Source organism: Acinetobacter calcoaceticus ANC 3811, assembly GCF_000399665.1.
GTDB lineage: Bacteria > Pseudomonadota > Gammaproteobacteria > Pseudomonadales > Moraxellaceae > Acinetobacter > Acinetobacter calcoaceticus_B.
Genome location: NZ_KB976986.1, coordinates 2,247,738 through 2,270,683, shown reverse-complemented (window position 1 = coordinate 2,270,683; position 22,946 = coordinate 2,247,738). Strand labels below are relative to the sequence as shown.

General features: G+C 38.3%; 21 protein-coding genes. 14 read left to right on the top strand and 7 right to left on the bottom strand.

What is annotated here, in order from left to right:
- Nucleotides 1-47 precede the first annotated feature (47 nt).
- Complete coding sequence (locus tag F935_RS18525; protein WP_016139152.1) at nucleotides 48-2,294, top strand: ATP-dependent nuclease; 2,247 nt, start codon at nucleotides 48-50, stop codon at nucleotides 2,292-2,294.
- Nucleotides 2,281-4,122, top strand: a complete 1,842-nt coding sequence (locus F935_RS11880; RefSeq protein WP_016139151.1) for a UvrD-helicase domain-containing protein — start codon at nucleotides 2,281-2,283, stop codon at nucleotides 4,120-4,122. Before F935_RS18525 ends, F935_RS11880 begins: the two co-directional genes overlap by 14 nt.
- A gap of 92 nt (nucleotides 4,123-4,214) precedes the next feature.
- Here F935_RS11880 and F935_RS11875 read toward each other — a convergent pair whose 3' ends face one another.
- The gene (locus F935_RS11875) at nucleotides 4,215-4,544 is read right to left on the bottom strand and encodes a darcynin family protein (RefSeq protein WP_016139150.1); all 330 of its coding nucleotides are present in this window, start codon (nucleotides 4,542-4,544) and stop codon (nucleotides 4,215-4,217) included.
- A 121-nt stretch (nucleotides 4,545-4,665) separates the two neighbouring features.
- On the opposite strand from F935_RS11875, the gene F935_RS11870 reads away from it, so the two are divergent.
- From F935_RS11870 to F935_RS11860, 3 genes are all read left to right on the top strand, one after another.
- Nucleotides 4,666-5,265 carry a TetR/AcrR family transcriptional regulator gene (locus tag F935_RS11870; protein ID WP_016139149.1) on the top strand — a complete coding sequence of 200 codons (600 nt, stop codon included), beginning with the start codon at nucleotides 4,666-4,668 and terminating at the stop codon, nucleotides 5,263-5,265.
- 70 nt (nucleotides 5,266-5,335) lie between these two features.
- Nucleotides 5,336-5,647 (top strand): hypothetical protein, encoded by a 312-nt coding sequence (locus F935_RS11865; protein ID WP_016139148.1) that lies wholly within the window; start codon nucleotides 5,336-5,338, stop codon nucleotides 5,645-5,647.
- Between the two features lie 11 nt (nucleotides 5,648-5,658).
- Nucleotides 5,659-6,234, top strand: coding sequence for a hypothetical protein (locus F935_RS11860; protein ID WP_035366524.1), 576 nt, complete (start codon nucleotides 5,659-5,661; stop codon nucleotides 6,232-6,234).
- A gap of 7 nt (nucleotides 6,235-6,241) precedes the next feature.
- Here the strand turns inward: F935_RS11860 and F935_RS11855 are convergent, their stop codons facing one another.
- Nucleotides 6,242-7,102 carry a LysR family transcriptional regulator gene (locus tag F935_RS11855; protein ID WP_016139146.1) on the bottom strand — a complete coding sequence of 287 codons (861 nt, stop codon included), beginning with the start codon at nucleotides 7,100-7,102 and terminating at the stop codon, nucleotides 6,242-6,244.
- Nucleotides 7,103-7,327: 225 nt separating this feature from the next.
- Here F935_RS11855 and F935_RS11850 point away from each other — a divergent pair, with 225 nt between their 5' ends.
- A complete protein-coding gene (locus F935_RS11850) occupies nucleotides 7,328-8,221 on the top strand; it encodes a PhzF family isomerase (RefSeq protein ID WP_016139145.1) in 894 nt (297 codons plus the stop codon).
- An 80-nt stretch (nucleotides 8,222-8,301) separates the two neighbouring features.
- On the opposite strand, the gene F935_RS11845 is transcribed toward F935_RS11850, so the two are convergent.
- From F935_RS11845 to F935_RS11840, 3 genes are all read right to left on the bottom strand, one after another.
- On the bottom strand, nucleotides 8,302-9,585 hold the full coding sequence (locus F935_RS11845; RefSeq protein WP_016139144.1) for a ribonucleotide-diphosphate reductase subunit beta: 1,284 nt from the start codon (nucleotides 9,583-9,585) through the stop codon (nucleotides 8,302-8,304).
- Nucleotides 9,586-9,723: 138 nt separating this feature from the next.
- A complete protein-coding gene (locus F935_RS18520; protein WP_016139143.1) occupies nucleotides 9,724-9,858 on the bottom strand; it encodes a hypothetical protein in 135 nt (44 codons plus the stop codon).
- 56 nt (nucleotides 9,859-9,914) lie between these two features.
- Entirely contained in the window at nucleotides 9,915-12,746 is a 2,832-nt protein-coding gene (locus F935_RS11840; RefSeq protein WP_016139142.1) for a ribonucleoside-diphosphate reductase subunit alpha, read from the bottom strand.
- A 353-nt stretch (nucleotides 12,747-13,099) separates the two neighbouring features.
- On the opposite strand from F935_RS11840, the gene F935_RS11835 reads away from it, so the two are divergent.
- From F935_RS11835 to bfmS, 3 genes are read left to right on the top strand one after another with little or no spacing between them, the layout of a single operon-like run.
- Nucleotides 13,100-13,282 carry a hypothetical protein gene (locus F935_RS11835; protein ID WP_035366252.1) on the top strand — a complete coding sequence of 61 codons (183 nt, stop codon included), beginning with the start codon at nucleotides 13,100-13,102 and terminating at the stop codon, nucleotides 13,280-13,282.
- On the top strand, nucleotides 13,279-13,995 hold the full coding sequence (bfmR, locus tag F935_RS11830) for a response regulator transcription factor BfmR (RefSeq protein WP_003653488.1): 717 nt from the start codon (nucleotides 13,279-13,281) through the stop codon (nucleotides 13,993-13,995). Before F935_RS11835 ends, bfmR begins: the two co-directional genes overlap by 4 nt.
- Before the next feature lie 32 nt (nucleotides 13,996-14,027).
- On the top strand, nucleotides 14,028-15,677 hold the full coding sequence (gene bfmS, locus F935_RS11825; protein WP_016139141.1) for a sensor histidine kinase BfmS: 1,650 nt from the start codon (nucleotides 14,028-14,030) through the stop codon (nucleotides 15,675-15,677).
- Between the two features lie 22 nt (nucleotides 15,678-15,699).
- Here the strand turns inward: bfmS and F935_RS11820 are convergent, their stop codons facing one another.
- On the bottom strand, nucleotides 15,700-16,053 hold the full coding sequence (locus F935_RS11820) for a hypothetical protein (protein WP_016139140.1): 354 nt from the start codon (nucleotides 16,051-16,053) through the stop codon (nucleotides 15,700-15,702).
- Nucleotides 16,054-16,144: 91 nt separating this feature from the next.
- Entirely contained in the window at nucleotides 16,145-17,563 is a 1,419-nt protein-coding gene (locus F935_RS11815; protein ID WP_016139139.1) for a GGDEF domain-containing protein, read from the bottom strand.
- A gap of 424 nt (nucleotides 17,564-17,987) precedes the next feature.
- On the opposite strand from F935_RS11815, the gene ndhC reads away from it, so the two are divergent.
- From ndhC to nuoF, 5 genes are all read left to right on the top strand, one after another.
- Nucleotides 17,988-18,539, top strand: coding sequence for an NADH-quinone oxidoreductase subunit A (ndhC, locus tag F935_RS11810; protein ID WP_016139138.1), 552 nt, complete (start codon nucleotides 17,988-17,990; stop codon nucleotides 18,537-18,539).
- Nucleotides 18,540-18,545: 6 nt separating this feature from the next.
- Nucleotides 18,546-19,223: a NuoB/complex I 20 kDa subunit family protein gene (locus F935_RS11805; protein WP_002050353.1), complete on the top strand. Its 678-nt coding sequence runs from the start codon at nucleotides 18,546-18,548 to the stop codon at nucleotides 19,221-19,223.
- A gap of 84 nt (nucleotides 19,224-19,307) precedes the next feature.
- Nucleotides 19,308-21,095: an NADH-quinone oxidoreductase subunit C/D gene (gene nuoC / locus F935_RS11800; RefSeq protein ID WP_016139137.1), complete on the top strand. Its 1,788-nt coding sequence runs from the start codon at nucleotides 19,308-19,310 to the stop codon at nucleotides 21,093-21,095.
- Nucleotides 21,096-21,108: 13 nt separating this feature from the next.
- Nucleotides 21,109-21,618, top strand: coding sequence for an NADH-quinone oxidoreductase subunit NuoE (gene nuoE / locus F935_RS11795; protein ID WP_016139136.1), 510 nt, complete (start codon nucleotides 21,109-21,111; stop codon nucleotides 21,616-21,618).
- Nucleotides 21,615-22,946 carry an NADH-quinone oxidoreductase subunit NuoF gene (gene nuoF, locus F935_RS11790; protein ID WP_016139135.1) on the top strand — a complete coding sequence of 444 codons (1,332 nt, stop codon included), beginning with the start codon at nucleotides 21,615-21,617 and terminating at the stop codon, nucleotides 22,944-22,946. Before nuoE ends, nuoF begins: the two co-directional genes overlap by 4 nt.

The window sequence follows — 22,946 nt, the reverse complement described above, 5'->3', positions numbered from 1 at the left end:
ATTTTTGTAATGTTAAGGCTATGTTTAATAAAAAATTGGAATAAAAAATGAAATTAGTTAGGGCTGACATAAGAAATTTCAGGAAATTAAAAAATTGTTCACTTAGTTTTTCATCAGATCAAACTATTTTAGTAGGGGCAAATAACAGTGGAAAAACCTCAGCAATAAAAGTTTTAAAATTATTTTTAAAACATGGATCCTCTAATGATACGGCTTCAAAGGAAGGTTTTAAGTATACAGATTTTACATTTGATAATTGGGGAAAATTAAACAAAAAAGCCCAATGTTGGTTTGATAAAGCAGTTGTAATGAATCCAGAAGAAGAATTAGAAGAATGGAAAAAATTTTGTCCTAGTCTAGACTTAATCATAAATGTTGATTCTTCTGAAATTCATCATGTAATAGAGTTTTTACCTTCATTGGATTGGGATGGAGGGTTTGTTGGTTTGAGATTAAGATTTGAACCTAAAAATATAGAGGAATTGAGAAATGATTTTGTTGAACTATGCAATGAGAATAAAAGAGTCATCTCGCAGAATGATCAAATTGCGATTAGCAATTTTTGGCCAAATGAAAATATACAAGAGTTCTTAAGTCGACATCTAGATAAATATTTTAGAATAAAATCATATGTTATTGATCCTTATTCTGAAAATACAGAAGAGATTTTATTGGAGACTAGTGAACCTCTGAAAGATTTAATAAAAATAAATGTAATTGGTGAGGATGCTGGATTTTTTAATAGTAATGGTGCAAAAAACTTACTATCGAGTATTATTCAAAGTTTTTATAAGTCACATTTTGATAATGATGATCGTAAGAAAACAGCCAATGATTTAGTAGCAATTAAAGCAATAAATGATTCTAAAAGTGCTTTTGATACGACGTTAACAGAAACTTTCTCTGAAGTATTAAGTGAGATAAGAGACTTAGGTTATCCTGGAAGTAAAAATGATCCTAATATTAGTATTTCCAGTAAGATTGACCAAATTGAGACATTAGGTCATGAAAGTGCAATACGTTTTAAGATTAATAATGATGGGGAAGAAGAAATTAGAATTCCTGAAGGATTAAATGGATTAGGTTTTAGAAGGCTAATTTCTATTACTTTAACATTGATAGATTTTCGTGAAACTTGGTTAAGAAAGAATAAACTAGATCAAGATCCTATTGAACCATTACACTTAGTTCTTATTGAAGAGCCAGAAGCTCATTTACATGCTCAAGTACAGCAAGTCTTTATAAAGAAAGCATATGAGACCTTGTGTATGGGTCAACCTAGTCATTGCGGAACACAATTATTGGTAAGCACTCATTCAAGTTATTTAGCTCGAGAGCTAGACTTCTCAAATCTGCGTTACTTTAAAAGGAAAAATAGTGATGCAATACCACATGCAGAAATAGTAGATCTTTCAAGAACTTTTGATGAAAACTCATCACAGAATGAGAAGTTTGTAACTCGATATATTAGAACTACTCATTGTGATTTATTTTTTGCAAATGGAGTTATTTTAGTTGAAGGTGATGCTGAAAGGTTACTCTTACCCCATTTTATTAAGAATCACTTTCCTAAACTTAATAGCAGTTATATCTCTATACTCTCAGTTGGGGGGGCACATGCTCATCGATTAAAGAACTTAATTGAAAAACTTGATCTACCTTGTTTAATTATCACAGATCTAGATTCAGTTAGTCGAGTAATTCAAACGGATGAAGATGGAAATATTAAAATAAATAAAAATAATACTGAAAAAGTGAAGTATAAAAAGAGTATACCGTTACCGAATACAAGTCAATTAACAAATAATGATACTTTAAAAACATGGTTTCCTATTAAAGATAAGATTGATGAACTATTGAATTTAACGTATGAAGAAAAAACTATTGGGAATATAAGGGTAAGTTACCAGACTCAAGTCACTTTAGATTTTAAGAGTAAAAATAAAATAGTATTTCCTTATACATTTGAAGAGTCTATTTATTTTGAAAATAGAAATTTGATTAATACTATTTTTAAAACAGATGTTGATAAAGAGGATACTCGAATTAAAGCAACTGGAGTTCTATTTAAAATGATGAAAGCTGAAGATTTCGAGGAGTTTGATGATTTTAGGAAAAGTGTTTTTTTAGCTTTAGAAAGTAATAAAGTGGATATGGCTATGGATTTAATTTATGGTCTAGAGCCTAAGGATTTAAAAACACCAAAATATATTGATGAGGGTCTAATTTGGTTGGAAAATAAAATATTAGGCATTGATGAGTTAGCACAAGGAGAAGCTAATGAAGTCTGCTAATCCTATAGTTTTAGAAGATTTAATATTTGATTATGTATCGTCATCTCCTCCACAAAGTTTTATTCTATACGCAGGCGCTGGTGCAGGAAAAACACATACATTACATCAGGTATTAAAGAAAATAAAAGAAGATATACTTTTATCTCTTAGTCGAGAAAATAAAAAGCTCGCTGTTATAACATATACAAATGCTGCCTGTGATGAAATTAAAGAGCGAATTAATTTCGATGATAATTTCTTTGTTAGTACAATACATAGTTTTGCTTGGAGTTTAATATCACCCTTTACAAAGGAAATTAAAGAAATTATTAAAGAAAATTTAAAAGTAATTATTAGTGAAGAGGAAGAGGCATTAAAAAAATCTAGAGATTTAAACAATAAAACCAGTATAAGCAGGCAAGAGAGAGTTAAAAAGTCTTTAAAAAGATTATCTTTATTAGAATCAACTAGGTGTTTTACTTATAATCCAAATTCGTCAAATGTTGAAGAAAGTTCATTGGAACACTCGGAAGTTATAGATATTTTTTCAAAATTATTATTAGAAAAAAAGTCATTTAAAAAAATTCTGGTGAATAAATTTCCTATTCTTTTTTTAGATGAAGCTCAAGATACTTATGAAAAGGTAATTGATGCATTAGTCCAAACACAAATTGAATTTCATAATCAGTTTGTAATAGGATTGTTTGGTGATAATATGCAGCGAATTTTTACTAATAATAAGAAAGATTTAGGTGGATTTGTTCCTGAAAATTGGAAACGTCCAGAAAAGGTTGAAAACTGGAGATGTCCGAAAAGAGTAGTGACATTGATTAATAAAATAAGATTCGAAGCCGATAAATTTCAACAAGAATCTAAAGTTAAGGATGATGGGTTTGCTCGTTGTTTAATTATTGATACAAATAATCAGAATTTAGATAAATTGTTAGTTGAAGCTGAAATCTGTAAAACTATGAAAGAAATAACCAATGATGATAAATGGAATATAAGATCTGAGATAAAGACTTTGATTTTAGAACATCATATGGCTGCAACTCGCTCTGGGTTCCATAAGTTTTATAAACCATTATACGATTCGGCATTACGAAGTAAGTTGAGTGCTGCTGATACTCAATCTTTAAGATTTTTAGTGGGTACATTTTGTGAATTTATTAATTCTGTAAAGTCTAAAAATGATTTTAATATCATAAAGATACTAAGAGAAAGTTCAGATGTTTTTCGTAATTTCTCTACTATAGAGGATCAGTTGAATTATTTGAAAAATATAAGAGATAAAAAAAATGAATTGTTTGATCTTTTGATGAATAGTAATAATTCTATAAAAATTATTCTTAATTATATTTATGAAAATAACCTCTTAAATATTCCACCATTATTAATACAGGCATCAATTTTAGATAGCTATGCTACAGATACAGACAGTACCTCCTCCGAACTTATTGCATATAGCCAAGCCTTAGATGCAAAAACAGATCAGCTATTTAAATATGCATCTTATATAGATGGAAGTTCGGCATTCGATACTCATCAAGGGGTGAAAGGTTTACAGTTTGAAAGAGTAATGGCAATTTTAGATGATGATGAAGCAGGAGGTTTTTTATTTGATTATGAAAAGTTTCTAGGAATTAAGGATTTAAGTGTAACCGACAGAAAGAATGAGTCTTTAGGACTTGATAGTGCTCTATCTCGTACCAGAAGATTATTCTATGTAATTTGTAGCCGTGCTGAAAAAAGTTTGGCGGTAGTTTGTTATACAAAAAGCCCAGCATTTTTAAAGAAGCAATTAATTGAAAAAGAGTGGTTTCTTGAAGATGAAATACATTTAATTTAATTTTTTATAAAAAAGCCGACTGACTGTCGGTTTTTTTATTAGAACTAAGTCATCTACTGGTCGTGTAAAGTTAATTAGGTTATCGACAACCTCTATAAAGAACTTTCATACTCCACATATCCATCTTCAATGGCAGGAATAATTTCTACAAACTCAAAGTAGGGTACTGTACAAAATTCAGAGTCTCGAATCGCATCAATCACAAAATAATAATCTTGCAGAGATGTTGTCTCAAACACAGCAATATCACTGGCTTTAGTGCTAAATGCTTCAACGTCATACCAGCGAACTTTTACAGTCGGGTACTTCTCAAAAATAGCTTCAAGCTTTTGTACACTAAACTCAGCACGCTTTTCACGAGCTAAAGCCAACCAAGCAGGTAATGCTCTTAAATGAATAAAAAAAGTATAGGTTCTAGACATAATCACTCCATAACTGAGCCGAGTTGTAGTTCAACTGAAAAGACAGCATTTGCTTGTCATATCAACATGACTCAGTCAGTATATGAGTGATTACTCACATTACATACTCGCATTTCGGCTCATGTCAGAAACACTTCCAGACCCACGTAAACGCCCACGTCAAGCACGCTCAGTGGCTACCTTTGAAGCTATTTTAGAGGCGGCTGCTCGCATTTTAGAGTCTTTAGGCTTTGCTGGATTTAACACAAATGCCGTGGCTGAACTTGCTGGCGTAAGCATTGGTAGCCTATATCAGTACTTTCCTTCTAAAGATGCTTTAATCGTCGAGTTAATTCGACGTGAGCGGGCTGAGCTTTCAAATTGTATTGTTGAAGCCATACAGCAACACGATGCTGCAGACTTAAAAGAAAAATTAAAACTCGTCATACAAGCCGCTGTGCAACATCAATTGAGTCGACCACAGTTGGCACGAACTCTAGAATTTGCTTCTGAAATCATTGGAAAAGACATTGAGGAAAATGAGCATCAATACGAACTTGAAACCATAATTTCTGATCTGTTTATACGTTCTGGCATTTCACATGCACAGTTAGCCGCACAAGATGTAATTGCTTTAAGCAAAGGAATGATTAACGCGGCAGGCATAGCAGGGGAAAGTGATTTAAGTCATTTACAGCAGCGAGTTGAAAAAGCTGTGTTTGGTTATTTGGATTTGTATTAAAGATTATTGATTTTGCTATAAAATCACATTTTTTATTTTACTAAATAATTATTTTTTTATTGGGGAATTTATGAAAGATGAAATTATGAGTAAAGCAGAGGTAAGTGCATTTACTTCAATTTTCTTAGGTTTGACGGGGTACTCTATTTTTATGTTTTATCTACTTGCTAAACGAAGTAAAGGAGTAAATTATTTTAATGACCTATACTCAGTTAACAGTTCTGTACTCTATTTTTTATTCTTTTTGTTATTTTTTTTAGTGAGACAAGTGAAAAACTATACAAAGCTAAAAAATATATATGTTGTAAATTTTATTGATTTCATTGGTAATTTTAGCATTGGTGTTTTATTGGCCTCTGGCTTTTTTACTATTGTTTTATAGTGGGGGTAGATGTGATTTATAAACTTAAAACGTGGATCTCTAGGGAAGTGGTTGATCCATTTTTTTCATTATATTCGTATGTTTATAAAAATTTTGTTATTGTCCTTACCTTAAGTTTTTGTCTGATCGTACTACTTTGTGCTCTTAACCCAAGTATAGTTTTTACTCCTAAAAAAGAGGGTTTTGTTGTTTATGAGCCTGAATTTAAAATTAAACATGGGCGTATGACATCACTGATAATAAAAAGGGGAAATAAAAAATTTTTAATTAATTGTGCATATTTTAAAAATGAAAATGGTTCATTCTGTGAATTATATAGACCTAGAAAATTGCTTAAATTAGAAGGAAGTTTTTTCCCTTATCCTTCAATATTTCTTGATGGTAATAAAATTGTGGCTAGCAGTGTTCTCTTTGAAGATGAAAAAGGGAGTGTAATTAATTTTTCAACTAGTGAAGAAAAAATTGCTTCTTGGTGGATTTGGGTTATGTTCCCCACCTTATTGATGAGGTATTTAATTTTAATCTGGCTAGTGGTGGTTGTTTTAATATTACTTTTAAAGGCTTTTAAATATCAGAATAAAAGCTAATTTTTTATTACAACAGATATTCTTGTAGTTCTTTTTCAATCGTCTCACTAATCAACGTTGAATAGTCACTATCCTTCGTATCTAAATGACGCATTAACCACACATCTTGTTTTAAAGTTTGCTCAGGTAGTATTTGCACTAAACCTGAAGCTTTTGCAACAAAACAAGGTAGGGCTGTAATTCCTTGTCCTTCAATGACTGCTCTTAGTTGCGAGTGCATGTTATCAAAAGACAAAGCAGGGGCTACATCTCGGGTGAGTTCACGCATCCATTGTGCTAAAAAAGTATATTGAAGGCTTCTATCCCAACCGATTATACGATGATTCAATAAATCATCAGTTTCAGCATGTTCTGTGAAACTGGAGAGATAATCCTTACTACAATAAAGCCCATACTCCAGTTGGCCAAGGCGTCGAATAATGTAACGCCCACTTTCTGGACGAACAAGTCGAAGAATAATGTCAGCTTCCCGTCGGGAAAAATCAACAGGAACGACACTCGTTGAGATTTCTAATTGTAAATCTGGATGCTTCAATTGCAATGCTGTTAGCTTTGATTGAAGCAACTGTTGCCCGATTAACTCAGGTAAAGCAATGCGGAACAATGATTGTTGCCCTTGATCGTTGTAACGTTCCATCGCTATTAAATGCTCTTCTGCTTTTTCAGCCAAAGAAAAAAAATGTTTTCCAACGTGGGTGAGTGTATAGCCATCACTGTCTCGGGAAAAAAGAATCGCATTGAGACTTTTCTCAAGTTCAACGGCTCTACGATGTACGGTAGAAACACTAATACCAAGCAATTTTGCACTGCGGCTCAATCCGCCAGTTCGCCCAATAGCTAACAAAATTTTAGTATCGTCCCAGTTCATACCTTTCCATATTTAGAAAATGCGTTTGCAATAAAAACTATAGTATCCCTGCTGTCTAGATTTATACAATTCAAACAAGCACTACAAGGACTCAAAAAATCATTATATGAGGCGACTATAAACTTTTTAGAGCTACGACATGCATTGCTGCAATTAAATAAGATTTTCTGGTTATGGCAGGAGCTATTTCTGAGATCACAATATTAACAACAGAGGAGTTCTGCCATGACGACCATTTATGTGGTTGATGCATTTACCACCAAACCAAATACAGGAAATCGAGCAGGGGTTGTTCTAGATGCTGACCATCTTACAACTCAAGAGATGCAAGATATTGCTGCATTCGCAGGGTATTCAGAAACTGCCTTTGTTTTGTTACCTAAAGATCAAAGCCATGACATACATGTTCGATATTTTACGCCAACAAATGAAGTCCCGATCTGTGGACATGCGACAATCGCTACTCATTTTTTACGTGCAACTACAGGCCATCAATCAGACTATCCATTAATCGCAAAAACGGGGGCTGGTCATTTACCCGTTTCAATATTTGGAAGTCCAGAAGCGTTATTGGTGAAAATGACTCAAGGTCGCGTAGAGTTTTTACCACCTTTTAATGCGAATCAACGGAGTGAAGTTGCAAGCGCACTGGGTGTGAGCGAGAGTGATTTTGCTGACTTACCAATACAAGTTGTCACGACGGGGCATTCCAAGGTGATGGTGCCAATGCTGAGTAGAAGTAAGCTTGATGGATTAACGCCGAACAATGAAAAATTGAAAGCTATCAGTGCTGAAATAGGTTGCAATGGGTTTTTCCCATTTGTCTTGGAAGGTAGTAAGCAAGAACCTATTACCTATGGCCGAATGTTCGCACCTGCAATCGGTATTAATGAAGATCCTGTAACTGGTAATGCAAATGGTCCAGCGGGGGCCTACCTTGTTCATCACGATTTAATCGAATGTGACCAGAAGATAAGTTATTGGGGATATCAAGGTCTCGCCATACAAAGACCGGGGCGAGTTTTAGTGACAGTTGAGAAAATAGATTCAACATTACATGTCAGTATTGCAGGCCAAGCGGTTTTAGTTGGCTCAGTTTTGTACTCAGGAAAAGATTGATTATATTTAAGAAATTCTGAAATTTTGAGTAATAAAAAACCGCTATAGATAGCGGTTTTTTATTTAGCAGATGCTTAAACTTACCAGCTTAACGCACCACCAGTTTGGTAGTCAGTTACGCGAGTTTCAAAGAAGTTCTTCTCTTTACGTAAGTCCATCATTTCAGACATCCACGCAAATGGATTCGTCACACCAGCAAATTGCTCTGGTAAACCTAACTGAGATAAACGGCGGTTACAGATGAATTTCAAATATTCTTCCATCATGCTTGCGTTCATACCCAATACACCACGTGGCATTGTGTCACGCGCATATTCGATTTCAAGCATTGTGCCTTCAACAATCATTTGAACCACTTCTTGTTGGAACTCTGCGCTCCAAAGGTGAGGGTTCTCAATCTTGATTTGGTTAATCATGTCGATACCAAAGTTCAAGTGCATAGACTCATCACGCAAGATGTATTGGAATTGCTCAGCAACACCGTTCATCTTGTTACGACGACCCATACTCAAAATTTGAGTAAAGCCACAATAGAAGAAGATCCCTTCAAGAACACAGTAGAATGCAATCAGGTTACGAAGTAAACGCTGGTCGTTTTCAGGTGTGCCTGTGTGGAAATTAGGGTCAGTTAAAGATTGAGTATATTTCAATCCCCACGCTGCTTTACGTGCAACAGATGGAACTTCACGGTACATGTTGAAGACTTCGCCTTCATCCATACCTAAAGATTCGATACAGTATTGGTAAGCGTGAGTGTGAATCGCTTCTTCAAATGCTTGACGCAAAATGTACTGACGACATTCAGGGTTCGTAATGTGGCGGTAAATTGCCAATACTAGGTTGTTTGCAACCAAAGAGTCCGCAGTAGAGAAGAAACCTAAAGAACGCATAACAATCGTACGCTCATCTTCAGTTAAGCCGTTTTCAGACTTCCAAAGCGCGATATCGAGGTTCATGTTTACTTCTTGCGGCATCCAGTGGTTTGCACACCCGTCAAGATACTTCTGCCAAGCCCATTCGTATTTAAATGGAACAAGCTGGTTCAAGTCTGCACGACAGTTAATCATTGCTTTGTCGTCAACTTGAACACGTTGCGCGCCCATTTCTAGCTCTTCAAGGCCAGGGGCAACATCTAAATGTTCTAAGGCTGCAGAGGCTCTAGCCACCGTATCGGAGGCAACTGTTGGTCGCACGGAATGGGTTCCAGCGGATTGTGGAGCTGCCATGCTCTGCGATGATGACTGCGCAGCAGATACATTCTGCGAAGCAGACGTTTTTTCCGGTTGGATGGGCGCAGACTTGTGTTCAGGTGCAGCCGGTTTTTGCGAATCATCTTCAAAATCGTCCCAACTAAGGATAGACATTTTTGTTCTCTCTTCGTTGTGTATATCTATATTTGACATCTCTTAAACGAAGATGTCCCTACTATACGCTTTTAATGTGTAAACAAAATTAAGTTTTATTGATGCATGACCAAATTTTGTGCCTCTGGTCTCTACTCACTACAACTTATTTTGCTTACGCTGTTGCTTACGTATTGTGAAAAATGCGTAAATCAGTGGTATATAAAAGAAAAGAAAGGCAAAGATTAAAACTCCAACACCAAGCATATAGTTATGGCTGAGATGAGAAAGCATAATCTTTACCTCTTTTAAAATTGCTCTTTAGTGAAAAAGAGCAATTTTATTGAATGTTATTGGCAAGCTTCACAATCTGGGTTATCGATTGAACAAGCCATTGGAACTGGAGCTGCTTGGGTAAAACCATCTTCTTCAACAGCTTCTGGTTTCTTCGCTTCTACAACAGGGGCAGCAACTGCCGCCGCTTCAACAGTCGCAGGTTTAACTGCGTTTAAAGCACCTGTGTTGATTGTCGATTTTTCAGCAGAAGTTGCGCCTAAAGCTCGGAGGTAATAAGTCGTCTTAAGACCACGTAACCATGCCATCTTGTAAGTGATGTCAAGTTTCTTACCATTTGCACCAGCAATGTAAAGGTTAAGCGACTGAGCTTGATCAATCCATTTTTGACGGCGTGAAGCAGCATCAACGATCCAACGTGTATCTACTTCAAACGCAGTAGCAAATGTTGCTTTTAATTCTTCAGGAATACGAGCAATTTTTTGTACTGAACCTTCAAAGTGTTTCAAGTCATTAACCATCACTGTGTCCCAAAGACCGCGATCTTTTAATGCGCGAACGAGGTAAGGGTTAATTACAGTGAACTCACCAGACAAGTTAGATTTCACATATAAGTTCTGGAATGTTGGTTCAATCGATTGAGAAACACCACAAATGTTAGAGATGGTTGCTGTAGGGGCAATCGCCATCACGTTTGAGTTACGCATACCGTCTTTTTGAACTTTGGCACGTAAAGTGTCCCAGTCTAAACGTTGAGTACGGTCAACTTCGAACATGCGCTCTGGACGAGATTTCGCAACAATTTCTAAAGAGTCGATTGGAAGGATACCTTGATCCCACAATGAACCTTTGAATGTTGAGTAAGCACCACGTTCAACAGCCAAGTTGCTTGAAGTTTCAATCGCGTAGTAGCTAATTACTTCCATTGATTCATCAGCAAAATCAATAGCAGCATCTGAACCGTAAGCGATGTTCATTTCATATAGAGCATCTTGGAAGCCCATGATACCCATACCCACTGGGCGGTGTTTCAAGTTCGAGTTTTTCGCTTGTGGCACAGCGTAGTAGTTAATGTCGATAACGTTATCGAGCATACGTACTGCTGTTTTAATTGTGCGAGCTAACTTCTCACGGTCTAACACACCACCTTGAACGTGTTGTACAAGGTTGATCGAACCCAAGTTACATACTGCAATTTCGTCTTGATTTGTATTCAAGGTAATTTCAGTACATAAGTTAGATGAGTGAACTACACCAACATGTTGTTGTGGCGAACGTAAGTTACATACATCTTTGAATGTAATCCACGGGTGACCAGTTTCAAACAACATAGAAAGCATTTTGCGCCATAAGTCTTTAGCACGTATTTTCTTATGTAGCATGTTGGTTTCTTTCGCTACAGACTCATAGTAAGCATAACGCTCAGCAAATTCAGCACCTGTTAAGTCGTGCAAGTCTGGAGTTTCAGAAGGAGTAAATAATGTCCATTCACCATCTTCAAATACACGTTGCATAAACAAATCTGGAACCCAGTTCGCAGTGTTCATGTCGTGTGTACGGCGACGGTCATCACCAGTGTTTTTACGAAGTTCTAAAAACTCTTCGATGTCTAAGTGCCAAGTTTCTAAGTATGCACACACGGCACCTTTACGCTTACCACCTTGGTTTACTGCAACAGCTGTATCGTTCGCAACTTTCAAGAATGGAACAACACCCTGAGACTTACCGTTTGTACCCTTAATGTAAGAGTTCAATGCGCGAACAGGTGTCCAGTCATTACCTAAACCGCCAGCCCATTTAGAAAGCATTGCGTTGTCACGCATTGCGCCATAAATGTCATAGAGGTCATCGCCAATGGTTGTTAAGTAACAACTAGAAAGCTGTGGACGTAATGTACCTGAGTTAAACAGGGTAGGCGTAGACGCCATGTAGTCGAAGCTAGACAATAAGTTATAGAACTCGATTGCACGTTCTTCTTTATTTTGCTCGTTTAACGTAAGACCCATCGACACACGCATAAAGAACAATTGCGGTAATTCGAAGCGAACGCCATTTGAGTGAATGAAGTAACGGTCAAATAAAGTCTGTAAACCTAAGTAGGTAAACTGATTAGAGCGTTCTGGCTGAATTGCTGCTGCAAGTTTCTCTAAATCGAAATCAAGCAAGTCTGGCGAAAGCAAATCAAGCTCTACACCTTTTTTCAAGAAGGCTTCGAGTGCAGTGTTTTCAGGAGTATCTGTAGGTAAGCCTAAGAACGCTAAACCTGTGCTCACTAATTCACTAGAAAGCAAACGTGCAGTCACGTAAGTATAGTTTGGTTCTTGTTCAATACGAGTACGTGTTGCCATCATCATCGTAGTGGCAATATCACTCTCTTTTACGCCGTTATATAAGTTCTTAACGGTTTCATCGACAATAGCCTGAACATCAATACCTTCCAAACCTTCAGCTGCTTTAGCAATCGTTGTTTGCAATGCACTTAAATCAAGTGGCTGAAGCTGACCGTTTGCATCGGTCACTTGTAACGTAGGATGGTGGTTTGAGTTCGTTTGCTGACGAGCAGTCGTACGTTGTTCACGGTAAATCACGTAAGCACGGGCAACTTTCTGTTCTCCGGTACGCATTAAAGCAAGTTCAACCTGATCTTGAATTTCTTCAATATGGATCGTACCGCCCGATGGTAAACGGCGAGTGAAAGTATTTAATACCATTTCCGTCAGTTGGGTAATACGGTCGTGAATACGGCTTGAATCCGAACTCTGTTGACCTTCCACAGCAAGAAAAGCTTTACCAATCGCAACAGAAATTTTCTCTGCATCAAATGCAGCAACATCTCCAGTGCGTTTGATCACTTGAATTTGACCGGGAGTCGAAGTAATTACGCTCATGCCAGCATAGCTCCATTGTCACTTTTGTTATGTTTATAGACCGTTTGAACCGAGCAAAAAGTATGCCACGATGTTTGAGGGATAAACACAAGACTTAGTAGTTAAAGTTTATTTTGAACACAAGATACGGGATTTTTCATAGCAGATCAATCTTGACTTTTTAGTAATTTTTTATCTGTATGATTTGATGGGAGATAGCATAGCAAAGCTATGAAAAAACGCTTATAGATAAGTTTGTGGATAACTCAAAAAACAAGCACTTAAATACAATTAATGTAGGTAGAGAAATAATTTGTTTAATATTCATACATTGGAAATATGAATAGAATATGAAATTTAATAACAATAACTAAATGTTAAAAACACGAGAAAATTCAAAGGCTAATAAAATGCAACAAAACACGGTTGTCATGTATCAGTTTGGTGAACGCCTACTTGTTTACAATGTAAACGTGTGTATATTGCAAATGATAAACGAATGTATCTGCAAGATTTTTAAGATGCATGTAATGAGATTTATAGGGGCAATGATATGAGCCAAGAAGAAAAGTTACCAAAGATTCTGATCGTTGAAGACGACGAGCGTTTAGCACGATTAACTCAAGAGTATTTAATCCGCAACGGCTTGGAAGTTGGTGTAGAAACTGATGGTAACCGTGCAATTCGTCGTATTATTAGTGAACAACCAGACCTCGTGGTTTTGGATGTCATGTTGCCGGGTGCCGATGGCTTAACCGTTTGCCGTGAAGTTCGTCCACATTATCACCAACCGATTTTGATGTTGACTGCACGTACAGAAGATATGGATCAGGTACTTGGTCTTGAAATGGGTGCGGACGACTATGTCGCTAAACCAGTTCAACCGCGTGTGCTATTAGCCCGTATCCGTGCGTTATTACGTCGTACAGATAAAACTGTTGAAGACGAAGTTGCACAGCGTATCGAATTTGATGATTTAGTGATTGATAATGGCGGCCGTTCTGTAACGTTGCATGGTGAGCTTGTTGATTTCACTAGCGCAGAATATGACCTATTATGGTTGCTTGCATCAAATGCTGGTCGTATCTTATCGCGTGAAGATATCTTCGAACGTTTACGCGGTATCGAATACGATGGTCAGGACCGTTCAATCGATGTCCGTATTTCACGTATTCGTCCAAAAATTGGCGATGATCCTGAAAATCCAAAGCGTATTAAAACAGTGCGTAGTAAAGGTTACTTGTTCGTTAAAGAAACCAATGGGTTATAAGGTCTGAATAAACTTCCTATAAGGTTGGTCGAGTGTTTAAACACAGCATATTCCTGCGAATCTATGCGGGACTGGTAATTCTTGTTGTTTTGGTTGCCGTTTTTGGTTATTTGCTTGTACAAATTATCAATTATCAACGGGCACAAGAATACCGTGAATCTTTAACTGATGGTATTTCCTATGTCATTAGTGAGGGAGTCGCTCGACAACCAGGGAAGCAGCAGAAAATAGACTGGGTTTCAGATGCATCAGATTTATTGGAACTCCCAATTTATTACACTGATGCGAGCAAGGTCGAGTTATCTCGTACCGAGAAAAAACGGATCGAAGCTCAAAAGTCTGTAGTTCGTTACGATGCCAGTAATAGTATTGCGTATATTATTATTGGTTTGCGTGATGACCCTCAGCACTTTTTATCAATAAAAGTAGACAAAATTAGTGAGCGCCAAATGAAGGCTCTCCCTATTTTTGTACTTGATTATTTAATGTTTTATCCGGGGCAAGAACAAGAATATCTTGCTAAGATTCAAAAACATTTCTCATATCCAATTAATATCCACAACATTCAAGATATTAATCTAGACTCTGAGCAAATTGGTCGTTTACGCCAAGACCAAAGTGTCATGTTGTACAAAGATAGTGCAACAATGCGTGGCACAACCATTTCAATCGTATCTCCAATTCCAAATCATCCGACACAAGTTCTGGTTCTTGGACCGGTTCCAATGTTTAACTGGATGCCTTTACAGCTTTCTGCTGGAATTACCTTATTTAGCCTATTCTTACTGAGTCTGGGTGTTTATGGTCTTATCTTGCCGTTAGAGCGTAAAATTCGCCAAGTTCGTTATGCGTTAAACCGCATGAAGTCAGGTGACTTGTCATTGCGTGTTCCTATTGAGGGAAGTGACGAAATGGCAAACTTGGCATCAAGTTATAACAATATGTCTGATCATATTCAGCGTTTAATTGAGGCTCAGCGCGAGTTGATGAGAGCTGTATCTCATGAGCTTAGAACGCCGGTTGCCCGTATCCGTTTTGGTACAGAGATGTTGGCAGAGGAAGACGATTACAACCATCGTATGCATCAGGTCGACATGATTGATAAAGATATTGAAGCGCTCAATACCTTAATTGATGAAATCATGACTTATGCAAAACTAGAGCAGGGTACACCTTCATTAGATTTTGCTGAAATTGCGCTATTTGATGTATTAGATCAGGTTGCGGTAGAAACTGAAGCTTTAAAAACGCAAAAAGAAATTGAACTTGTTGCACCTCCTGTTTATTTAAAAGTAGATGCAGAGCGTCGTTATCTTCACCGTGTTGTTCAAAACTTGGTGGGTAATGCTGTTCGTTATTGCGATAATAAAGTTCGCATTACAGGTGGTGTTCACAGCGATGGCATGGCCTTTGTTTGTGTTGAAGATGATGGTGCCGGAATTCCTGAACAAGATCGTCAAAGAGTATTTGAAGCCTTTGCCCGTTTAGATGACAGTCGTACGCGTGCATCGGGTGGATATGGCCTAGGGTTGTCTATTGTAAGTCGTATTGCTTACTGGTTCGGTGGTGAAATTAAAGTAGATGAGAGTCCTACCTTAGGTGGAGCTCGCTTTATCATGACATGGCCTGCAAAACGTTTTAAACAACCTCCTTTGAAAGCCAATAAAAAAGCACCTTCATAAAGGTGCTTTTTTATTACATTACTTATAATTGAGTTGCATCTGGTTCCAAAATAGGTTTTCCGCTTCTTAAGCTAGTCAACGCATCGGAATTAAAGTCGATCAGTAATGAATTGTTTTTTGCATCAATCTGGTATTTTTGAATAAGAGGTTGATCTCCATTAATCGTTTCTATTTTATATTCATCCGCAATATGCAAAATACCTTCTAGGTTTGTTGTGGTTGACGCAAAATCCTGTCTAAATATTTCATAGACATCTCGCAAGTCAAAAATTGCATTGTTCGCATCTGGATGTTTGTGAATATAGCTTTCTATATGTCGCACAAGTAACTGCGCAAACAAGTAATAGTTTGGTTTGTGCGTATATTCTAGAGTCATGCATTTTTCTCCTTATTATCTGTTATTAGCATACATGGCAAAACACAGGTTATTGTATAAAATTCATTACACTAGATGATTAAATGGAAACCTATAAAGATATAAAGACCCGATTACGCCCTTGGCGTTTTGCTTGATATAAAGCGTCATCTGCTTCTTTAAATAAATTTTCAATCGCTCTATGGGATGAAGGGGAATATAAACTTATACCAATACTGACTTGTATGAAAATTGGTAATTTTCCATAAATATAAATCGGTTGCTGACTAATTTTAATTCGTATTTGCTCTGCAAGGTCAAAGGCACTTTCTTTAGTTGTATCTGCAATGAAAATTGCAAATTCTTCACCGCCAAATCTTCCCAACAAATCATGAGGGTGCAAAATGTTTTGGATGGTGGTGACACAGGTTTGTAGAGCACGGTCACCTATTTGATGGCCGTAGTTGTCATTAACTTGTTTGAAGTGGTCCACATCCAGCATGAAAAAGGCGGAAGTTTTATTTTCCTTGTGTACTTTTTCTTGAAGTAGTCTGACCGATTGCAAAAATTGGCGTCGAGTGAGACTTGAGGTGAGCTCATCATGTGCAATGGCGTGTTGAAGCTTTTGAATTAATTCTGAATGTAAAACACTAATGCTAGAGACGGTAAGAGGTGCAATCGTCATCATGATTAAGCCAATACGAATTGACATGGTGTTGCTTAAATATTCGTTTGGATAAAGCAAAAGGTAATGTCCAGAGACATGATAGATAATATAGGCACTGGTAAAGGTCGTAATGAGTGCAACAATAATCGGTTTGTAGCGAATGGCACACCAGATGAGTGCAGCAATTGGGTAGAGTAACGAACCAGGACCTGAGTCATAATAGCTGGCGGCAATAGAAATGATGACAGCTATAAAGGGTAAAAGGTCAATCGCTTGTAAGCCACGATTTCTCGAAAAGTAATGTTTTACCTGACTGTATTGAGGTAGGTTCAATATGATTGGCAAAAGAAGTAAAGCATTTTGCAGTTCTGAAGTGAACCAGTAACCGAATTCATCCCATAAATTACCAAGCATAAATTTGGTATTAAACATGGGCACAAAAGTTGCTGCAAACAATGCGCCTGCTACGCTTCCTACTCCGCATAAAGCAAATAAAAAAAGGTAAGAATAACCTCTGTAGGCTGCTTTAATATTTTGGTTGAAAAAAGTATAGAGTGCGAGGGTGGTCACAACATAAATAAAATTTGATGTTGTTAAAACGAGTGTGAGAACAAATGGAGTACCCTGAATTAGATCGGCAATCACATATCCTATATAGGCACCTAAAAATGCACTGAGCCGACGTGTGCTTGGAAAGCGAATGAGTAACCCGAGCAAAACAGAATTGGCAGGCCAAAAGAACGCGAGAAAACTTAAAGGACGCGATGCGATGCCAATAAAACAACATACCGTAATAATGAAGCCAAACAGGAGAAAAAATTTTAAAGAAGAGGAAAATGAAAATTCACGAAGTGAGTATGGCATCAGCTGCCCTTAATGATAAACACTCTTATCCAAGAGTAATAAAATATTATGCATGACTAAACATTCATCATAATTCAGAGGAGAAGCTGAATACAATAAAAAACAAACTAATATTATAAAAAAGTAAGTTATTAAAACTTAATGATGGATGAACTGTGTAATTATTCTAAAATTAAAAAATGAAAAAAATCATCATAAACAAAAAAACTATTAAATAAACCGATTATGTGCGGTGAAACCCCCCTTACAACCCATAGAAGAATAGTTTTACCAAGAAAATCATCCGAAAGACTAAGACGCTTCAACTAGCATGCGAAATTAGAAATCAGGTACAATTGGCGGGATTAATTTTGTGTTTGGTGTATTTGAAGGCCAATACATACATTCTTTGTTAAATAATAGGCCTGCCAGGAGTTATCCCCGCATGAGTGCCATTACTCCATACGACTGGGCGATTATCGCCTTCGTGATCGGCGTTACATTTCTTTGCGTCTTTATGCTCACAGTTCCCTTACTCCTCGGGGGGAAATCGTGGGGGCGTGCTAAGCAAGAGCAGTTTGAATCGGGTGTCGTGAGTGCTGGTGGCGCTCGCATTCGCCTGTCTGCAAAGTTCTATTTAGTTGCAATTTTCTTTGTTGTCTTCGACTTAGAGGCACTTTACCTCTATGCATGGTCTACTTCTGTGCGTGAAGTAGGGTGGTTGGGATATACCACTGTCGTGATCTTTGTCGTTGATTTATTGATTGCGCTTGTTTATGCCTTCTCTGTAGGTGCTTTAAGTTGGTCACCAGCAGATCGCCGTAAATCAGCAGGTGAGACGATTAAAATCGGTTCACCAACAATGAACATTGCTGAAATTACACGCTTTAACTCTATTGAAGAGCTCGTAACTGACCCTACAGGCCAGATTCCAGCTCAATCATCAGGTCGTGTTAAGTCAAAAACTACACCTGCATTGTCATCTGAAAAGGAGTAAGTCGGGATGAAATATACTCTGACCCGCGCGAATCCGGATGCTGACCAATACCCATTGCAAGAACGTCAAATCGTGACAGATCCACTAGAAGAGGAAGTGAATAAAAACGTATTCATGACTCGTTTAGAGGATGTCTTGCATACAGCAGTAAACTGGGGGCGTAAAAACTCCTTGTGGCCATTTAACTTTGGTACCTCATGTTGTTACGTTGAGTATGCAACGACCTTAACCGGTGTGCATGACTTGTCACGTTTCGGCGCAGAGGTTATCCGTGCTTCACCTCGTCAAGCTGACTTGATGATTGTTGCAGGGACCTGTTTCGTAAAAATGGCACCAGTTATTCAGCGTCTATATGAACAGATGTTAGAGCCTAAATGGGTCATCTCGATGGGTGCTTGTGCAAACTCTGGAGGTATGTACGACATCTATTCAGTGGTTCAAGGTGTAGACAAAATTATTCCTGTTGACGTGTACGTCCCAGGTTGTCCACCTCGTCCTGAAGCATTAATTCAAGCTTTAATGCTTTTACAAGACCAGATTCAATTAGAGCGACGCCCGCTTTCTGCCGTGATCGGTGATGATCTTCAGCCAGTGTATAAGCCAAAGATGATGCCAGAACGTGACCGTAAGAATGCGCAGCGTATTGCCGTTAAAAACTTACGCTCTATGGATGAGATTAAATAATTTTTTGACGGTGCTTTGACATATCTAACCGATATGTTCATCGAGAAAATTGACAGAATTTGTATTAAATAGGAAGCCAAGCCAATGGCTGAAACTGACATTGCTATGCCAGAGTCAACACCAGTTGATTCACGCCCAGCATTTGCAATCGTAGAAGAACTCAAAACCAAATTTGGTGAGAACTTTTACGTGCAGGCGACTTTTGAAGAGTTTCCAACAGTCTGGGTTGAGCGCGCACGCGTGCAAGAAGTCCTTATGTTCCTACGTAAAGTGGAACGTCCATATGTAATGCTGTTTGACTTATCTGCGATGGATGAGCGTTTACGTGTTCATCGCGATGGTTTACCAGCATCTGACTTCACTGTGTTCTATCATTTATTATCGCTTGAGCGTAATAGTGACATTCGTATCAAGGTTGCCTTGAACGAAAATGATCTTAACCTTCCGACAGCGACTAATATCTGGCCAAATGCCAACTGGTATGAACGTGAAGCTTACGATATGTTCGGTATCAATTTCGAAGGGCATCCAATGCTCCGTCGTATTTTGTTGCCAACGTATTGGGAAGGTCATCCTTTACGTAAAGAATATTCAGCACGTGCGACGGAATATACGCCGTACATGCAAGACAAAGCGAAACAAGACTTTGAACAAGAGCACTTACGCTTTGTGCCAGAAGACTGGGGTCTTAAGCGTGGTAACGCTGACGAAGACTTCATGTTCCTGAACTTGGGTCCTAACCATCCATCTGCACATGGTGCGTTCCGTGTTGTATTGCAGTTAGATGGCGAAGAAGTGAAGGACTGTGTTCCTGATATTGGTTATCACCACCGTGGTGTGGAAAAGATGGCTGAGCGTCAAACATGGCATTCTTTCATTCCTTATACTGACCGTGTCGACTACTTAGGTGGTTGTGCTCAAAACATGCCATATGTAATGGCTGTAGAGCAAATGGCAGGTATTAAAGTTCCTGAACGTGCGCAAGTGATTCGTGTCATGTTGAACGAATTGTTCCGTATTAATAACCACTTGTTATTCTGTGGTACGGCAATTCAGGATGCCGGTGGTATGACACCAGTATTCTATATGTTCGCAGACCGTCAAAAAGTTTACGACATTGTTGAGGCAATCACGGGTTACCGTATGCATCCAGCATGGTTCCGTATTGGTGGTACAGCACACGATCTTCCAAACAACTGGCAAAAACTTGTTAAAGAATTGCTAGAGTGGATGCCTAAGCGCTTAAACGAATACTACACAGCAGCATTGAAAAACTCTGTGTTTATTGGTCGTACGCGTAACGTTGCACAATACGATGCCAAATCTGCACTCGCATGGGGTGTAACTGGTACTGGTTTACGTGCGACAGGCATTGATTTTGACGTTCGTAAATATCGTCCATACAGTGGCTATGAAAACTTCGATTTTGATGTGCCAGTTGAGTATGAAGGCGATGCATATGCACGTGTACTCGTTCACTTCCGTGAAATTACTGAGTCGTTAAAAATTATTCAACAGTGTTTGGATAACATGCCTTCTGGTCCATATAAAGCGGATCATCCATTGGCTGTTCCACCACCGAAAGATAAGACATTACAAGATATTGAAACCTTGATTACGCACTTCTTGAGCGTTTCATGGGGTCCTGTCATGCCAGCGGGCGAGTCATCATTTATGACTGAAGTGGTTAAAGGCGCAAGTACGTATTACTTGACTTCAGATAAATCGACGATGAGTTATCGTACTCGTATTCGTACACCGACCTTTACTCACTTACAGCAAATGCCTGCAGTGATTAACGGTAGTTTGGTATCTGACTTAATCATTTATCTGGCGACCATTGACGTGGTTATGGCTGACGTGGATCGCTAAGAGGTAACACATAATGATGATTTTGACTGATAAAAAGCCACGTGTGAATGTTGAAGGGATTTTGACTGCGGACGAAATTCACGATATCGAACATCACATTGGTCACTATCCATACCCTCGTGCAGCCTCTTTGGATGCATTGAAGTGTGTACAGCGCCGTAATGGTTGGGTAGATGACGCTCAAATGAATGCCATCGCACAGTTATTGTCGATGAGTGTTGCTGATTTGGAAGGTGTTGCAACATTTTACAACCGTATCTATCGTCAACCGGTAGGTCGTCACGTAATTTTGCTTTGTGACTCAATTGCTTGCTTCTTGATGGGTGCAGAAACACTTGCTGAAGCATTCCAGCGCGAATTAGGTATTCAGTTTGGTCAAACGACTGCAGATGGTCGTTTTACGCTGCTTCCAATTTGCTGCTTAGGCAACTGCGACAAAGGCCCAACTTTAATGATTGATGAAGATACTCACGGTTTAGTTGAAGTGACATCAGTCAAACAGTTATTGGAGAAGTATGTATGAATACTGAACCAAAACCAATTTATGGCGACGGTAATCCAGAAACTCATCCACTAACTTGGCGTTTAAGTAAACGTGAAGAAGTTCGTGGTGCTGATGATTACGAAGCACTTGAAGGTTATGCTGGCTTTAAAAAAGCATTAGGCATGAAACCTGCTGAAGTGTTAGACGTGATTAAAGCTGCAACCGTAAAAGGTCGTGGTGGTGCGGGTTTCCCAGCGGGTATTAAATGGTCATTAATGGCACCAAATGATGGTGGTCCACGTTATTTGATCTGTAATGCCGATGAAATGGAACCGGGTACCTTTAAAGACCGTTTGTTGATGGAAAAACTTCCACATCAATTGATCGAAGGGATGTTAATTGCGGGTTATACCTTAGAGGCGACTCATGGTTATATCTTTATCCGTGGTGAATACATCGAGGCTGCTCAATATCTAAATGAAGCGTTAGAACAGATTCGTGCTAAAGGTTATTTAGGCGAAAATATTTTAGGTTCTGGCTGGAATTTTGAGTTGCACGTACATACGGGTGCAGGGCGTTATATCTGTGGTGAAGAAACTGCATTGATTAACTCGCTTGAAGGTCGTCGTGCTAACCCTCGTACTAAGCCACCGTTCCCGCAAGTTGCAGGAGCATGGGGCCGTCCAACAATTGTGAACAACGTTGAAACTTATAACAACTTGCCAGCAATTATGCTTCGTGGTCCAGAGTGGTATATCGGTTTATCAGCAGGTAAATCAAAAGACCCAGGCACTAAAATTTATGGTGCGTCAGGTAAAGTGAAATTCCCAGGTCTTTGGGAATTGCCATTTGGTACAACTGCACGTGAAGTGATTGAAGATCATGCTGGTGGTATGCGAGAAGGCTTAAAGCTTAAAGCATGGTTACCGGGCGGTGCTTCAACTGACTTTTTACCAGCTGATACCATTGATTTACCAATGGATGCAGACACGATTATGAAAGCAGGTTCTCGTTTGGGAACATGTTTATTAATGGTTGTAGATGAAACTCAATGCATGGTATCACTCACTCGTAACTTAGAAGAATTCTTTGCGCGTGAATCATGTGGTTTCTGTACACCATGTCGTGATGGTTTGCCATGGGCTGTTAAAGCGCTTAAAGCACTTGAAGCAGGCGAAGGTAAGAAAGAAGATATCGACCATTTACAAGAATTGACTCGTAAATTATGGATCGGTAAAACTTTCTGTGCCCACGCACCAGGTGCGATGGAGCCGCTTATGGGCGCACTCAAACATTTCCGTGGTGAGTTTGAAGCGAAAGTGACGACTCGTCCTGTCGTGCAAACCAGCAACGTAGAACAAGTTTAA

Excerpts from the sequence above, each read along its gene's own strand:
- nuoF (WP_016139135.1), top strand. The coding sequence starts at position 21,615 with ATGAATACTGAACCAAAACCAATTTATGGCGACGGTAATCCAGAAACT.
- F935_RS11845 (WP_016139144.1), bottom strand. The coding sequence starts at position 9,585 with ATGTCTATCCTTAGTTGGGACGATTTTGAAGATGATTCGCAAAAACCG.
- bfmR (WP_003653488.1), top strand. The coding sequence starts at position 13,279 with ATGAGCCAAGAAGAAAAGTTACCAAAGATTCTGATCGTTGAAGACGAC.
- F935_RS11815 (WP_016139139.1), bottom strand. The coding sequence starts at position 17,563 with ATGCCATACTCACTTCGTGAATTTTCATTTTCCTCTTCTTTAAAATTT.
- nuoC (WP_016139137.1), top strand. The coding sequence starts at position 19,308 with ATGGCTGAAACTGACATTGCTATGCCAGAGTCAACACCAGTTGATTCA.
- F935_RS11840 (WP_016139142.1), bottom strand. The coding sequence starts at position 12,746 with ATGAGCGTAATTACTTCGACTCCCGGTCAAATTCAAGTGATCAAACGC.
- F935_RS11820 (WP_016139140.1), bottom strand. The coding sequence starts at position 16,053 with ATGACTCTAGAATATACGCACAAACCAAACTATTACTTGTTTGCGCAG.
- F935_RS18525 (WP_016139152.1), top strand. The coding sequence starts at position 48 with ATGAAATTAGTTAGGGCTGACATAAGAAATTTCAGGAAATTAAAAAAT.
- nuoE (WP_016139136.1), top strand. The coding sequence starts at position 21,109 with ATGATGATTTTGACTGATAAAAAGCCACGTGTGAATGTTGAAGGGATT.
- F935_RS11865 (WP_016139148.1), top strand. The coding sequence starts at position 5,336 with ATGAAAGATGAAATTATGAGTAAAGCAGAGGTAAGTGCATTTACTTCA.
- F935_RS11880 (WP_016139151.1), top strand. The coding sequence starts at position 2,281 with ATGAAGTCTGCTAATCCTATAGTTTTAGAAGATTTAATATTTGATTAT.
- F935_RS11870 (WP_016139149.1), top strand. The coding sequence starts at position 4,666 with ATGTCAGAAACACTTCCAGACCCACGTAAACGCCCACGTCAAGCACGC.
- F935_RS11850 (WP_016139145.1), top strand. The coding sequence starts at position 7,328 with ATGACGACCATTTATGTGGTTGATGCATTTACCACCAAACCAAATACA.
- F935_RS11855 (WP_016139146.1), bottom strand. The coding sequence starts at position 7,102 with ATGAACTGGGACGATACTAAAATTTTGTTAGCTATTGGGCGAACTGGC.
- F935_RS11805 (WP_002050353.1), top strand. The coding sequence starts at position 18,546 with ATGAAATATACTCTGACCCGCGCGAATCCGGATGCTGACCAATACCCA.
- F935_RS11835 (WP_035366252.1), top strand. The coding sequence starts at position 13,100 with ATGTTAAAAACACGAGAAAATTCAAAGGCTAATAAAATGCAACAAAAC.
- ndhC (WP_016139138.1), top strand. The coding sequence starts at position 17,988 with ATGAGTGCCATTACTCCATACGACTGGGCGATTATCGCCTTCGTGATC.
- F935_RS11875 (WP_016139150.1), bottom strand. The coding sequence starts at position 4,544 with ATGTCTAGAACCTATACTTTTTTTATTCATTTAAGAGCATTACCTGCT.
- F935_RS18520 (WP_016139143.1), bottom strand. The coding sequence starts at position 9,858 with ATGCTTTCTCATCTCAGCCATAACTATATGCTTGGTGTTGGAGTTTTA.